The sequence below is a fragment of the Parasphingorhabdus sp. genome (assembly GCF_965233695.1).
Classification (GTDB): domain Bacteria; phylum Pseudomonadota; class Alphaproteobacteria; order Sphingomonadales; family Sphingomonadaceae; genus Parasphingorhabdus.
Map to the genome: position 1 here is coordinate 3,017,160 of NZ_OZ247497.1, position 14,463 is coordinate 3,031,622.

The following is a 14,463-nucleotide window of genomic DNA, read 5'->3' on the forward strand; positions in this document are numbered from 1 at the left end:
CGTTTATATTTCGATATTACTGGAAATATGGAAACGATTCGAAGCCACACCGCCGTCAATGCCCTCTCTGCTCTGGCGCAGGAGCATCGCCTGGCGATATTCCGCTTGCTGGTGCAGGCGGGGCGTAGCGGATTGCCAGCGGGGCAAATCGCGAAAAAGCTCGATATGCCGGCCAGCTCGCTGTCCTTTCACCTGTCGCACCTCAAAAATGGCGGCGTGGTCAGTGACGAAAGAGACGGCCGTTCGATCATCTATCGCGCCGATTTTCAGGCGATGAACCGGCTGATGGCGTTTCTCTTGGAAAATTGCTGCGCGGGCGACGACTGCCTGCCCGCAGACGCGGCCGAAACATGTATGGAAGGACAAGGCGCATGAAAAGATTTCACCTCAACCTGAAAGTATCGGATCTCGAAAAATCCCGGGCCTATTACGCGAAGCTATTTGGCGAGAAGCCTGCCGTCGTGAAACCCGATTATATCAAATGGATGCTGGACGACCCGTATATCAATTTTTCGATTGAACCCGCCAGCGACCAAACAGGCATCGCCCATGTTGGCCTGCAGGCAGAAAATCTCGAAGAGCTGGAGACAGCCTATCAACGGGTGCAGGATGCCGCCGGTCCGCGGTTCGAAGAAGGCGCAACGACCTGTTGTTACGCGTCATCGGAGAAAAACTGGACCAGCGACCCTGACGGTCTGATCTGGGAAGTTTTCCACACGGACGGGCAGGTGACTCACTATGGGAAGCCGCCGAACCTGAAACAGAGTGAAGCCAGCGCAAGTTGCTGCTGAAGCCAGGGGACGGCAAAAATGGGGGGTTTTTCAAGGGCGCAAAAGCTCGGCGCCGAAGCACTGGGATCGTTTTTCCTGTTTGTCACCGTCGTCGGCTCCGGGATCATGGCCGAAAATCTGGCAGGCGGAAATGTCGCCATTGCACTGCTCGGCAATACGCTGGCAACCGGTGCGATATTATTCGTGCTGATCGCCATATTGGCGCCGATATCCGGAGCGCATTTCAATCCGGCAGTCACCTTCGTCATGATCTTGCGCAAAGAACTGACACTGAAAGTTGGCGTTTTGTTTGTGATTGCGCAACTGATCGGTGGTCTGATCGGGGTTTGGGCGGCGCATGTGATGTTTGAATTGCCGGTTTTCCAGCTGAGCGAGAAAACCCGAACCGGCGGCGGCCAATGGCTCGGAGAATTGATCGCCACTTTCGGGTTGCTGTTTACGATATTGGGTACAGTGCGCTTTCGCCCCGATTGGGTGGCCCCGGCGGTAGGGCTCTATATCTCGGCGGGATATTGGTTCACCAGCTCGACCAGCTTTGCCAATCCGGCCATCACCGTGGGCCGGGCCTTCTCTAACAGCTTTGCCGGAATCGCACCGCTGGATGTGGCCGGATTTGTCGCCGCCCAATTTGCCGGTGCGGCCTTGGCATGGATGGTTACACGCTGGCTGTTTGCGCCTTTGCTGGCGGTCCAGGATTAGGGACAAAATTAAGGCGTTGCAAATTTGGGAATCAGTCCCTAAATAGCAGTCATCCCAACATTGCGAGATTTTGAAGGGGCTGGCGCCAAACGGGGCCGGCACGAAAGAGTTTTGCATTTTGACTGGAGCAAGATTTGACGGATATGACTGCCATTATGAACCTGATCACACCGGAAGCGGAAGCTTTGGGTTTTGAGCTGGTGCGCGTGCAGTTTGTCTCCGGCGCGGATGAGCCCACGTTGCAGATCATGGCAGAGCGTCCGGAAACAGGGCAGCTTGGCATTGACGATTGTGCAACCTTGTCGCGCCGTATTTCGGCGAAATTTGACGAGCTGGAAGAAGCGGGCCGTGACCCGATCGAGGAAGCTTATCGGCTGGAAGTCAGCTCGCCCGGTATTGACCGCCCGCTAACCCGCGCAAAAGATTATGCGAATTGGGCCGGGCACGAGGCGCGGATCAATCTGATCGAGGCGGTTTCGGGCAAGAAACAGCTCCGAGGAATTTTGGGCGGCTTGCTTGAAGGCAAAGATGGTGAGATAATAGCGATTGACGATCGCAAGGCGGGGCGTCAAACGACCACCCTCGACAACGTGCATAGCGCGAAGCTGATTCTGACCGACGCCCTGATTGCTGCGACCATCCCGGTTACTGCCGATGGCGCGGATGAAATTGAAGAAGAACCTCTAAACGAAGAACAGGAAGACTAATCATGGCCAGTGCCATTTCTGCGAATAAGGCTGAATTGCTAGCAATTGCCAATGCGGTTGCATCGGAAAAGATGATCGACAAGGCCATTGTGGTCGAGGCGATGGAAGAGGCGATCCAGAAAGCTGCGCGGGCCCGTTACGGCGCCGAGAATGATATTCGCGCCAAGCTCGACCTGCAAACCGGCGACTTGCGCTTGTGGCGTGTGGTTGAGGTTGTCGAAGAAGTTGAGGATTATTTCAAGCAGGTTGACCTGAAGCAGGCTGAAAAGCTTGAAAAAGGTTCCAAGGTCGGTGACTTTATCGTTGATCCGCTGCCTGCTGTTGATCTCGGTCGGATTGATGCGCAGTCCGCGAAACAGGTTATCTTTCAGAAAGTCCGCGACGCTGAGCGTGAGCGGCAATATGAAGAATTCAAGGACCGTGCTGGCGAAATCATCACCGGCGTCGTGAAATCGGTGGAATTCGGCCATGTGGTTGTTGATCTGGGCCGCGCCGAAGGCGTTATCCGCCGTGACCAGCAAATTCCGCGCGAAGCCGCCCGTGTTGGCGACCGTGTCCGTTCGCTGATCATGAATGTCCGCCGCGAAAACCGCGGGCCGCAGATATTTCTGTCCCGCGCCCATCCTGATTTCATGAAGCTCCTGTTCGCACAGGAAGTTCCTGAAATTTATGACGGCATTATCGAAATCAAAGCCGCCGCCCGTGACCCCGGCAGCCGCGCCAAAATCGGTGTGATCAGCCAGGACAGCTCGATCGATCCGGTCGGTGCCTGTGTGGGTATGAAGGGTAGCCGTGTTCAGGCCGTCGTGCAGGAAATGCAGGGCGAGAAAATCGACATCATTCCATGGTCCGACGATATCGCGACCTTCGTGGTGAATGCGCTGCAGCCGGCAACGGTGAGCCGCGTGCTGATCGACGAGGAAGAAGGCCGCATCGAAGTGGTTGTTCCTGATGATCAACTGAGCCTGGCCATTGGTCGCCGCGGACAGAATGTCCGTCTCGCGTCCCAGTTGACCGGTTTGGCCATCGACATCATGACCGAAGCCGACAGCAGCGAGAAGCGTCAGGCCGAATTTGCCGTCCGCACCGCGATGTTCCAGGAAGATCTCGACGTGGATGAAACCTTGTCGCAGCTTCTGGTTGCCGAAGGCTTCAGCGAAATGGAAGAAGTCGCATATGTCGCTCCCGAAGAGCTTTCGAGTATTGAAGGCTTTGACGATGAACTGGCAGCCGAGCTGCAAAGCCGCGCGCTGGAAGCATTGGAGCGCCGCGAGGCAGCTGCCAAGGCAGAGCGTACCGAGCTGGGTGTCGAAGATGCCATTGCCGAACTGCCTTACATGACCGAAGCGATGCTGGTGACTCTGGGCAAGGCAGGTCTCAAGACGCTCGACGATGTTGCCGATCTGGCGACCGACGAGCTGGTCTTGAAGCGCAAGTCCGAACCGCGCCGTCGCAACGACAATCGCAAGCCGGAGCCCGATGGCGTGCTGGCGCAATATGGTCTGACCGAAGAGCAGGGCAATGAGATTATCATGGCCGCCCGCGCGCACTGGTTCGAAGACGAGGAAGAGGCGGCTCCGGATGCTGAAGCCGAAGCTGCACCAGCGGCGGAGTCAGAAACAGGGGAGGACGCTAATGCGGAAGCTCCCCAATGAGACGCCTTCTAAACCTTTAGATCGCGCACCACACCGTAAATGCATATTGACTGGGGAAAGTCTTCCTCAGGAAGCATTGGTGCGTCTGGCGCTCAGCCCCGATGACACAATTGCCCCCGATGTCCGCGCCAAAGCGCCCGGCCGGGGTGCTTGGATCAGTGTCAATCGCAGTGCATTGGAAGAAGCGCAGGCCAAGGGCGCATTGAAAGGCGCATTGGCCCGCGCCTTTAAAACCGGAAAACTCGCTATTCCCGATGATTTGCCCGAACAGGTTGAAAAAGCGCTGGAACGCGCCACATTAGACAGGTTAGGGCTGGAATCGCGCGGCGGGATGCTCCTAACCGGTTCCGAAAAGATCGAAACGGCAGCACGGCAGGGCGATTTGAACATGCTCTTGCATGCCGCTGATGCAGGCCGTGACGGGTCGGCGAAACTGGATCAGGCCTGGCGCGTCGGCAGCGACCGTGAAGGACAGGATGTCCGGGGTCAGATATTGCCGGTGGACCGACAGGGCCTTTCTGTGGCATTGGGCCGTCAAAATGTCGTGCATATCGGAATAACCGACAAGCGCGCAGCGGGGCGAATATCGCACATGCTGGATAGATGGTGTCGCTTTATCGGATGTGATAAAGTCGATGGCGGCAGCGAGGCGGAGAAGAAGGTTGCGTGAACTGATTGTAAGTTGATCAGTTAAGATATTGAAGTAATGAATTTTTTAAGGATTAAGTCTGTTCGATGAGTGATGATAACAAAGATACCGCAAAGCCTGCACGCAAGCCATTGGGACTAAAGCGTTCGGTAGAGCCTGGTGAAGTCAAACAGACGTTTAGCCATGGGCGGACCAACAAGGTCGTCGTCGAGGTCAAGCGCCGCAAACTGGTGGGTAAGCCTGGTGCTCAGGAAGCCGCCAAGGATATTGTGCCGGAAACTCCGGTGCCTGCGCCTGCTCCGGTAGTAGCCAAAAAACCGGCTCCGGCTCCCAAGCCGAAGCAGGAAGACGTGATGACGCGTCAGGAAAAACAGGCGCAATTGCTGCGTCAGGCCGAAGAAGAGCGCCTGAACGCCATGGAAGAAGCGCGCAAACGCGATACCAAGGCCAAGAAAGACCAGACCGCCGACGAGAAAAAGCGGGCGGAAGAGAAGCGCAAGGCGGAAGAAGAAGCCGCTAAAAAGGCTCAGGAAGAGATCAAGGCGGCGGAAGAAGCCGCTGCCGCTTCGGTTGCAGAAGCCGCAGAGACATCAGAAGCCGCAGAAGCCGGAGCAACCGCAGAAGAGAAACCAGCGGGAGCGACTGCAAAACATCCACCGGCCCGGAAATTTACGCCCGTGGAAACGCCAAAACGGCCTGAACCAAAAGCGAAACCAAAAACCGGGCGCAGCGATCGTAATGATCGCCGCCAGTCTGGCAAGTTGACCGTTAACCGGGCTCTGCGCGGTGAAGACGGCGCAGCGCGTGCACGCTCGCTTGCCGCGTTGAAACGCGCGCGTGAAAAAGAAAAACGGGCGCAAATGTCTGGTCAACCGCGCGAACCGCGTGAGAAGCAGATCCGCGATGTGGTCGTGCCGGAGGCGATTACCGTGCAGGAACTGTCCAAGCGTATGGGCGAAAAGGGCGCTGATCTCGTCAAATCCCTGTTCAACATGGGTTCGATGGTGACTGTTAACCAGACGATTGACCAGGATACAGCGGAGCTGTTGGTCGAGGAATTTGGCCACAATATCAAGCGTGTATCCGAAGCTGATGTCGAAATTGATACAGAATCGGATGTCGATCCGGAAGAAACGCTGAAGCCGCGTCCTCCTGTGGTGACAATCATGGGCCATGTTGATCATGGTAAGACATCATTGCTCGACGCACTGCGCGGAACCGATGTGGTTGCCGGTGAAGCTGGCGGGATTACGCAGCATATCGGCGCCTATCAGGTCAAAATGAAAAATGGTGACAAGATCACCTTCCTCGATACGCCGGGCCATGAAGCCTTTACCAGCATGCGGCTGCGCGGGGCCAATGCCACCGATATCGTGATCCTGGTGGTTGCGGCAGACGATGGCTTGATGCCGCAGACGATTGAGGCAATCAACCATACGAAAGCGGCCAATGTGCCGATGATCGTGGCGATCAACAAGATCGACAAGGAGGGCGCTGATCCGACCACGGTTCGTACCCGCTTGCTCGAACATGAAGTGATCGTGGAAGCCATGTCTGGTGATGTGCAGGATGTAGAGGTTTCTGCGCTCAAGAAAACCAATCTGGACGAGCTGATCGAGAAGATCCACTTGCAGGCAGAATTGCTTGAACTCAAAGCCCGTCCGGATCGTCCGGCTGAAGGCATTGTGATCGAAGCGAAGCTGGACAAGGGACGCGGGCCAGTGGCGACTGTTCTGGTTCAGCGCGGTACGCTGAAACGCGGCGATATCTTCGTCGTGGGCTCGCAAACCGGAAAAGTCCGGGCGATGATCGATGACAAGGGCGCGCAGCCCAAGGAAGCCGGGCCATCGGTTCCGGTGGAAGTGCTGGGTCTTTCGGGCGTCCCCTCTGCTGGCGACAAGCTGACCGTGGTCGAGAATGAATCGCGCGCCCGCGAAGTCGCGACCTACCGTGCCGAGCAAGAGAAATTGCAGCGCACGACGCAGGCGCCGACCAGCCTTGAGAATATGTTCTCTGCGGCTGCGGACAGTGCTGTTGAATTCCCGCTATTGGTCAAAGCCGACGTGCAGGGCAGTACCGAGGCAATTGTCCAGGCTCTGAACAAGATATCCAATGACGATATCAAGGTCCGCATCCTGCACAGTGGTGTCGGTGCGATTACCGAGTCCGATGTGACGCTGGCGAGCGCCAGTAAAGCCCCGATTATCGGCTTTAACGTACGGCCCAATGCCAAGGCCCGCGAAATCGCCAAGCGGGATGGCGTGCGGCTGAAATATTTCGACATCATCTATGACCTGACCGATGATATCCGCGCCGAAATGGCCGGTGAATTGGGTCCGGAGAAGATCGAGAATGTCATGGGCCGCGCCGAGGTCAAAGAGGTGTTCAAATCCGGCAAGAAAGACAAGGCTGCCGGCTTGCTCGTCACCGAAGGCGCGCTGCGCAAAGGCCTGTTCGCACGGCTTACCCGCGAGGATGTTATCGTCAGTGCAACGACCATCGCTTCGCTGCGGCGCTTCAAGGACGATGTCGAGGAAGTGCGCGCCGGTATGGAATGTGGTGCGGTGCTCGAAGACACCAACGACATCAAGCCGGGCGATATGCTGGAAGTCTTTGAGGTTGAAGAGAAAGAACGCATTCTTTGACGGCCGATCAGTCCTTTTGGGGAACGGAATTGGTTGAGGCGCTGAAGCAAGAGGACGTGTTGGGCTTTAAACGCCCACCCTGTTCCGAAGCGGTCAATGCCGTCATTCTGGAAGCGGACAAGGAAACCGGCGCTGTCCGGATGAAATTTGATGCGCCTCAGGCCTTTACAAGCCCCCGCGGGACAATCCAGGGCGGCTTTGTTGCCGCCATGGTCGATGAGGTAATTGGCATTCCGGTGCTGGTGAAGTCTGGCGGCGAAATCGCGCCGCTGACGCTGGATCTAAGCGTGACCTACATCAAGCCGGTTCTGCCGGGCCGGGTCTATGGGGAAGGGCAGATTGTCCGCATGGGGCGGTCGATCGCTTTTCTGGAAGCCCAGCTATATGATGAGGCAGGGGCGCTTTTGGTAAAGGCTACATCTACTGCTAAGGTTGGACCGACGGTTAAATAATGGCAAAATATAACGACACATCCCCAGAAGGCCGATCGGTACGCCTCTTGCGCGTGGGCGAGCAGGTGCGACACATTCTGTCCGAACTGCTGATGCGCGGCGAAGTGCATGATGATGTGCTCACTTCCCATTCGGTCAGTGTGACCGAGGTGCGCATGTCCCCGGATTTGCGCCATGCGACCGTATTTGTGAAACCCTTGCTGGGCGCGAATGAAGCTGATGTGCTGAAGGCGCTGAAAACCAATACGGCCTATTTTCAAAAGCAAGTCGCCAGCCGGGTGAAGATGAAATATGCCGCAAAACTCAAATTTCTCGCTGACGAGAGTTTTGATACAGCCGAGCATATCGAGAATTTGCTGAACAATCCAAAGGTTGCTCAGGATTTGGGTGAAGATCGCGGCGAGGAATAGGAATTACGCGTTTTCATCATCCTGAACTTGATTCAGGATCTATTTCAAGGTCATATGGTTAACGGAGATCCTGAAACCCGTTCAGGATGACGGGTTTAGAGACTATTTATGGCCAAACTCTATTTCTACTACAGCTCGATGAATGCGGGCAAATCAACGACATTGCTGCAGGCGGATTTCAATTATCGCGAACGCGGCATGCGCACGATGCTATGGACGGCGGCTCTGGATGATCGGGAAGAGGCGGGCTGGATCAACTCGCGTATCGGCCTGAAGAAGAAGGCGCATATCTTTGAAAAAGAAACAGATATGCTTGCCGAAATCAGTACAGAACATGATGACAATACGCTGGATTGCGTGCTGATTGACGAAGCGCAGTTTATGACCAAGGATCAGGTTTTCCAGGTTGCTTTGGTCGCCGATCAGCTACGGATTCCCGTACTCGCTTACGGCCTTCGCACCGATTTTCAGGCGTCCCTATTTCCCGGCAGTGCGCAATTGCTCGCTATTGCTGATGAACTGGTCGAGATCAAAGCGGTCTGTGAATGCGGCAGCAAGTCAACGATGAACATGCGTGTGGACGAGGACGGCAATCCGGTACTCGCGGGCCAGCAAACCGCCATTGGAGGCAATGAACTCTACGTTGCGCTGTGCCGCAAGCATTTCATGGAAAAACTTAATGGCTGAGTTATCGACTGTCCTGGAAGAAGGCCCGGTGCGTCTGGAACCTCTGGACGAACATCATATCGAACCCTTGCGCGCCACGTGCGCCGAGGATCGGGAAGTCTGGGATATCTATCCTGTATCGATGCTGGGCGAGCATTTTGACAAGGCGATGGAGATATTTCATCGCACCGATAATTGGGTGCGCTTCGCCGTCATAAATACCGAGAACGATATGCTGGTCGGAATGAGCAATTATATCAATCCCGATCTGACCACCAAAGTCGCCGAAATAGGCGGAACCTATATTGCCCCTTCCGTGCGCGGCAGCGGCTTTAACGATGTCATGAAAAAGCTCATGATCGATCATGCCTTTGCTTGCGGTTTCACCCGCATCGAATTCCGCGTGGATACGCGCAACAAACGCTCCATGGCGGCCGTGCTCAAATTGGGTGCCAAGCATGAAGGGACGTTACGCAAGAACCGGATTACCTGGACTGGCTTTATTCGTGACACGGCTGTATTTGGCTTGCTCCAGGAGGAGTGGGCGAACCGGTAATGACAGATGATGTGAATGGCTGGGTGCAGTCGGCCGAGGCGTGGATTGAATCCATCGGTGACCACGGCGACTGGACAAGGCGCACGTTTTTGGACGCTGTCATGCTTGATCGCGCAAGTGCGATTGGAGGGCGATTTCTTGACGTCGGTTGCGGGGAGGGGCGGTTTGTCCGCATGCTGCAGGCACGCGGCATGTCCGGATCGGGCATTGATCCTGTATCCAGTCTTATTGCAAAGGCGCAAGAGCGCGATCCACAGGGCGATTATGCCATTGGTTTTGGCGAAAAATTGGCCTTTGAAGATGCCAGTTACGACCTGACCATTGGCTATTTGTCACTCATCGATATCGAAGATTTTCGAACAGCCATCGCAGAAATGGCCCGCGTGACAAAACCGGGTGGTTGCCTGCTCATCGCCAATCTGACCAGCTTTTTCACCGCCGGCACCTGGAATCGCAGCCTCACCGGTGCCGCGAAAAGCTTTCAGATGGACAATTATTCCGAGGAGCGTGCGACACGCGAAAAATGGGCTGGCATCGATATCCTCAACTGGCATCGCCCGCTAAGCGCCTATTTTGAGGCTTTTCTGGGCAATGGATTGCAACTCACCTATTTTTCAGAACCAACGCCGCCCGACCAGAATGACCCGAAAAGTGACCGTTACACGCGAGTACCCGGTTTTCTGGTCATGGAGTGGAAGAAGCCGATTTAGTCGGCGCGAGTAAATATTTTACCCGGGTATATTGACTCGAATATTATCGGGGTATAAATGCACGTCCGAAAGGATTGGTCATGACCACTTACACAGCATTTTCAGAAGCAAATTGGTTGGCAACGGGGACTCGCTCAGAAATTATTGACACCTTGCGTGCTCTACCCGAGGTCAAACGCAGCTCGGACATATTGGTTTTCGATGACGAGACCGGGAATCAAATTGACTTTGATTTGCGAGCTACCAGTGAAACAGAAGCACCGGCAAAGCGGGGCCGTCCTAAGCTTGGCGTGGTTTCCAAAGAAGTCACCTTGCTTCCGCGGCATTGGGACTGGCTTGCTAAACAATCCGGCGGGGCATCGGCAACATTACGCCGACTGGTTGAACAGGCGCGGAAAACCGGTACAGACAAGCGAACCGGACAGGATGCAGCTTACCATTTTCTAACTGTTATTGCCGGGGACTGGCCACAATTTGAGGAAGCGATACGGGCTCTATATGCCGATGATAAGGAACGTTTTGAATTGCTTTCTGAGCAATGGTCGGCTTCTGTCCGCGATCACGCCATTGGTCTGGCATGGCCCAATTCGTGATATCGTTCTCTAGGAAAAATATTTGAAACCGCACGGCTGGATCATACTCGATAAACCGCTTGAATTGGGGTCGACACAGGCTGTCGGCGCAGTGAAACGCAACTTGCGCGAGGCGGGACTGCTCGGCAAAGGCAAGGACAAGACCAAGGTCGGCCATGGCGGGACGCTGGATCCGCTCGCTACCGGGGTTTTACCGATAGCGCTGGGTGAGGCGACAAAGCTGTGCGGGCGGATGCTGGATGCGTCGAAACTTTATGAATTCACGATTGCATTTGGCAGCGAGACCGAGACGCTGGACGCCGAGGGGGATGTGAGTGAGACGTCCGAGCATCTGCCGACATTAGCCGAGGTGGAGGCCATATTACCGCAATTCACCGGGCCGATTGAACAGATACCGCCAAAATATTCCGCGCTGAAAATTGATGGCAAGCGGGCCTATGATCTGGCGCGGGCTGGCGAGGCGGTTGAGATGAAGATGCGGACGGTGGAGATATATACTCTCTCCGTCTCCTCTCCAACTCGACTAAGGCAGCAAGCTGCCAAGTCTCCGTTTCCTCTCCCTCAAGGGGAGAGGATAGATTCTGTTACTATCATCGCCAATGTCTCCAAAGGCACTTATATCCGGTCTTTGGCGCGCGATATTGCGCGTGCGCTTGGCACCGTGGGTCATGTCACCATGCTGCGCCGCACCAAGGCAGGGCCGTTTACGCTGAAACGTGCGATTTCACTGGACAAACTCAATGAAATTGGTAAGGGCGCGGACATTAAAGATTATCTCTTGCCACTTGAGGCGGGGCTGGACGACATCCCGGCTTTTGACCTCACTCCTGATCAGGCGAGACTGCTTCGGCAAGGCCAAGTGCTGGACGAACGGGAAATGATTGGGAACCCCGCCATAAACGGGACTTTTCTAGCAACCGAAGATGGTTCTCCGGTTGCATTGGCAGAGTCTGTTGATGGGACCATCAAGGTCATTCGCGGGTTTAATATGTAAAGATGTTCGAAGGAAAAATTAGATTATGACGATTACCGCAGAAAAAAAGCAGGAACTGATTGAAAAATTCGGCCAGACAAAAGGCGATACCGGTTCCCCGGAAGTACAGGTTGCAGTCCTCACCGAGCGTATTGTGAACCTGACCGAGCATTTTAAAGGTCATCACAAAGATAACCATTCCCGTCGCGGACTGCTGATGATGGTCAACAAGCGTCGCAGCTTGCTGGACTATCTCCGCAAGAAAGATGCGGCTCGCTATTCCAAGTTGATTAAAGACCTTGGTCTCCGGAAATAAGAGTTTTGGAAGCGGCCTCCCGATGGAGGCCGTTTTCGCATTGTGCGCCTGCGCAGGCAGGTGCCCATCTCCCGCCATTTCAAATAGATGATGACATAGGAGATGGACCCCTGCCTCCGCAGGGGTACGGAAACACCGAATTTCGCAATAAGGTGAGTTTGGTGACAATTGGGGCACAAATGACCCCGAACCGCTGTTCAGCCGGATTGCTGGACAAAAAGAAAGCCCCCGCACTGCATAGGGCAGGCGGGACAAAGGAAAATACGAATGTTTGATGTAAAGAAAGTTGAAATGGAGTGGGGCGGACAAACCCTCACCCTCGAAACGGGCCGTATTGCCCGTCAGGCTGATGGCGCGGTACTCGCGACCCTCGGCGAAACGGTTGTACTGTGCGCAGTCACCGCCGCTAAATCGGTACGCGAAGGACAGGATTTCTTCCCGCTGACCGTACACTATCAGGAAAAATTCTCAGCCGCCGGACGTATTCCAGGCGGTTTCTTCAAGCGCGAAGGCCGTGCGACGGAAAAAGAAACGCTGACATCGCGTTTGATTGACCGTCCTTGCCGTCCGCTGTTCCCAGAAGGTTTCTACAACGAAATCAACGTGATCTGTCAGGTGATGAGCTATGACGGTCAGAACGAGCCTGATATTCTGGCGATGGTTGCGGCTTCTGCTGCGCTGACCATTTCCGGTGTTCCTTTCATGGGCCCCATTGGTGCGGCTCGTGTGGGTTATAAAGAAGGCGAATATCAGCTGAACCCATCAATGGAAGAAGTTGCCGAAGGCGAACTTGACCTGGTTGTAGCGGCCACACCTGGCGCTGTGATGATGGTGGAATCGGAAGCCAAAGAGCTTTCCGAAGACGTCATGCTTGGTGCCGTTCAATTCGCGCATGAAGCCTCCAAGGACGTTGCGAACCTGATCATCGATCTGGCTGAACAGGCTGCGAAAGAGCCTTGGGAACTGGCTTCTGCTGAAGATAATAGCGATATCAAAGAAGACCTGCGCAAGCTGGTTGGTGACGATATTGCTGCGGCTTACAAGAAAACCGACAAATCAGAGCGTTCCGACGCGCTGAATGCGGTTCGTGAAAAAGCCAAAGAGAAATATGCCGAAGAAGACGGCCAGACCCAGATGACTGCCGGTAAGATGGTCAAGAAACTGGAAGCGGAAATCGTTCGCGGCGCGATCATCAAAGATGGTACCCGTATCGATGGCCGTAAGCTTGATCAGGTTCGCCCGATCGAAGCCATGGTTGGCCTGTTGCCACGGACCCATGGTTCGTCGCTCTTCACCCGCGGTGAAACACAGGCGATTGTAACCACCACGCTTGGTACCAAAGATGCCGAGCAGATGATCGATGGTCTGGACGGATTGAGCTACACCAACTTCATGCTGCACTATAACTTCCCGCCTTATTCGGTTGGTGAAGTAGGCCGTTTTGGTTTTACCAGCCGCCGCGAAACCGGCCATGGTAAGCTCGCTTTCCGCGCGCTGCGTCCGGTATTGCCGACAGTGGATGAATTCCCTTATACGATCCGTGTGCTGTCTGACATCACCGAATCCAATGGTTCGTCCTCAATGGCGACCGTTTGTGGCGGTTCGCTCGCGATGATGGATGCCGGTGTGCCCCTGGCGCGTCCGGTTTCCGGTATTGCGATGGGTCTGATCCTCGAAGGCGAAGATTTTGCAGTTCTCTCCGACATTCTCGGCGACGAAGATCATCTCGGCGACATGGACTTCAAGGTTGCGGGTACCGAAAAAGGTATCACCTCCTTGCAGATGGACATCAAGGTAGCCGGCATTACGCAGGAAATCATGAAGTCTGCTCTGGAACAAGCTAGCGGTGGCCGCGCGCACATCCTTGGTGAAATGAGCAAGGCGCTTAGCTCTGTTCGTACCGAAATGTCCGAACATGCTCCGCGTATCGAAACGATGCAGATCAACAAAGAGAAGATCCGCGACGTTATTGGTACTGGCGGTAAAGTGATCCGCGAGATTGTTGCGGAAACCGGCGCGAAGGTCGATATTGACGATGAAGGCCTGATCAAGGTTTCTTCTTCCGACAAATCACAGATTGACGCGGCTCTGGCATGGATTGCCGGCATTGTGGAAGAAGCCGAAGTTGGCAAAATCTATGATGGTAAAGTCGTGAACCTCGTTGACTTTGGCGCATTCGTAAACTTCATGGGCGGCAAAGACGGTCTCGTCCACGTCTCTGAAATCAAGAATGAGCGTGTCGAGAAGGTTGCCGACGAACTGTCCGAAGGTCAGGAAGTCAAGGTCAAGGTTCTCGAAATCGACCAGCGCGGCAAGGTTCGCCTGTCGATGCGGGTTGTTGATCAGGAAACCGGTGAAGAGCTGGAAGACACACGTCCTCCACGCGAAAACAAGCCCCGTGGTCCGCGTCGTGATGGCGCCGGCGGCGGTGGTCGTGGTCGCGGTCGTGATGGCGGCGCCGGCGGCGGTGGCCGCGGTCGTGGTCGCAACAATGACGGTCCAAAGGATGAGGGCGGCGATATTCCATTGCCAAGCTCAATCACCGAAGACTAGATCGTTTCAAGGATTGAATGAAAAGGGCTCCGTGCAAGCGGGGCCCTTTTTTATGGTGCGGATTGTTGTTCCGGTTCTGCTTTCAGAC

Annotated in this window: 16 protein-coding genes; all 16 read left to right on the forward strand. The window is 55.0% G+C overall.

All coding sequences use genetic code 11. From position 1 onward, the window contains the following. The first annotated feature begins 27 nt into the window (after window positions 1-27). Window positions 28-375: an ArsR/SmtB family transcription factor gene (locus ACO6S1_RS14335; protein WP_422343312.1), complete on the forward strand. Its 348-nt coding sequence runs from the start codon at window positions 28-30 to the stop codon at window positions 373-375. After that, window positions 372-791 (forward strand): VOC family protein, encoded by a 420-nt coding sequence (locus tag ACO6S1_RS14340; protein ID WP_422343313.1) that lies wholly within the window; start codon window positions 372-374, stop codon window positions 789-791. The genes ACO6S1_RS14335 and ACO6S1_RS14340 overlap by 4 nt, the downstream gene beginning before the upstream one ends. Before the next feature lie 18 nt (window positions 792-809). Then, window positions 810-1,490 carry an aquaporin gene (locus ACO6S1_RS14345; protein WP_422343314.1) on the forward strand — a complete coding sequence of 227 codons (681 nt, stop codon included), beginning with the start codon at window positions 810-812 and terminating at the stop codon, window positions 1,488-1,490. A 143-nt stretch (window positions 1,491-1,633) separates the two neighbouring features. Beyond that, window positions 1,634-2,197 carry a ribosome maturation protein RimP gene (gene rimP, locus ACO6S1_RS14350; RefSeq protein ID WP_422346200.1) on the forward strand — a complete coding sequence of 188 codons (564 nt, stop codon included), beginning with the start codon at window positions 1,634-1,636 and terminating at the stop codon, window positions 2,195-2,197. Window positions 2,198-2,199: 2 nt separating this feature from the next. Beyond that, on the forward strand, window positions 2,200-3,852 hold the full coding sequence (nusA, locus tag ACO6S1_RS14355) for a transcription termination factor NusA (protein WP_422343315.1): 1,653 nt from the start codon (window positions 2,200-2,202) through the stop codon (window positions 3,850-3,852). Continuing rightward, entirely contained in the window at window positions 3,833-4,522 is a 690-nt protein-coding gene (locus tag ACO6S1_RS14360) for a DUF448 domain-containing protein (protein WP_422343316.1), read from the forward strand. The genes nusA and ACO6S1_RS14360 overlap by 20 nt, the downstream gene beginning before the upstream one ends. A 65-nt stretch (window positions 4,523-4,587) precedes the next feature. Continuing rightward, window positions 4,588-7,146 carry a translation initiation factor IF-2 gene (infB, locus tag ACO6S1_RS14365; RefSeq protein WP_422343317.1) on the forward strand — a complete coding sequence of 853 codons (2,559 nt, stop codon included), beginning with the start codon at window positions 4,588-4,590 and terminating at the stop codon, window positions 7,144-7,146. Next, entirely contained in the window at window positions 7,143-7,598 is a 456-nt protein-coding gene (locus ACO6S1_RS14370; protein ID WP_422343318.1) for a PaaI family thioesterase, read from the forward strand. Before infB ends, ACO6S1_RS14370 begins: the two co-directional genes overlap by 4 nt. Beyond that, window positions 7,598-8,008 (forward strand): 30S ribosome-binding factor RbfA, encoded by a 411-nt coding sequence (gene rbfA / locus ACO6S1_RS14375; protein ID WP_422343319.1) that lies wholly within the window; start codon window positions 7,598-7,600, stop codon window positions 8,006-8,008. Before ACO6S1_RS14370 ends, rbfA begins: the two co-directional genes overlap by 1 nt. A gap of 108 nt (window positions 8,009-8,116) precedes the next feature. Further along, window positions 8,117-8,695 (forward strand): thymidine kinase, encoded by a 579-nt coding sequence (locus tag ACO6S1_RS14380; RefSeq protein WP_422343320.1) that lies wholly within the window; start codon window positions 8,117-8,119, stop codon window positions 8,693-8,695. Continuing rightward, on the forward strand, window positions 8,688-9,230 hold the full coding sequence (locus tag ACO6S1_RS14385; protein ID WP_422343321.1) for a GNAT family N-acetyltransferase: 543 nt from the start codon (window positions 8,688-8,690) through the stop codon (window positions 9,228-9,230). The genes ACO6S1_RS14380 and ACO6S1_RS14385 overlap by 8 nt, the downstream gene beginning before the upstream one ends. Further along, complete coding sequence (locus ACO6S1_RS14390) at window positions 9,230-9,940, forward strand: class I SAM-dependent methyltransferase (protein WP_422343322.1); 711 nt, start codon at window positions 9,230-9,232, stop codon at window positions 9,938-9,940. Before ACO6S1_RS14385 ends, ACO6S1_RS14390 begins: the two co-directional genes overlap by 1 nt. An 80-nt stretch (window positions 9,941-10,020) precedes the next feature. Beyond that, on the forward strand, window positions 10,021-10,533 hold the full coding sequence (locus tag ACO6S1_RS14395) for a DUF2239 family protein (RefSeq protein ID WP_422343323.1): 513 nt from the start codon (window positions 10,021-10,023) through the stop codon (window positions 10,531-10,533). A 22-nt stretch (window positions 10,534-10,555) separates the two neighbouring features. After that, complete coding sequence (truB, locus tag ACO6S1_RS14400) at window positions 10,556-11,527, forward strand: tRNA pseudouridine(55) synthase TruB (protein ID WP_422343324.1); 972 nt, start codon at window positions 10,556-10,558, stop codon at window positions 11,525-11,527. Between the two features lie 25 nt (window positions 11,528-11,552). Continuing rightward, complete coding sequence (gene rpsO / locus ACO6S1_RS14405; protein ID WP_422343325.1) at window positions 11,553-11,822, forward strand: 30S ribosomal protein S15; 270 nt, start codon at window positions 11,553-11,555, stop codon at window positions 11,820-11,822. 267 nt (window positions 11,823-12,089) lie between these two features. After that, window positions 12,090-14,375 carry a polyribonucleotide nucleotidyltransferase gene (pnp, locus tag ACO6S1_RS14410; protein WP_422343326.1) on the forward strand — a complete coding sequence of 762 codons (2,286 nt, stop codon included), beginning with the start codon at window positions 12,090-12,092 and terminating at the stop codon, window positions 14,373-14,375. Window positions 14,376-14,463: the final 88 nt, after the last annotated feature.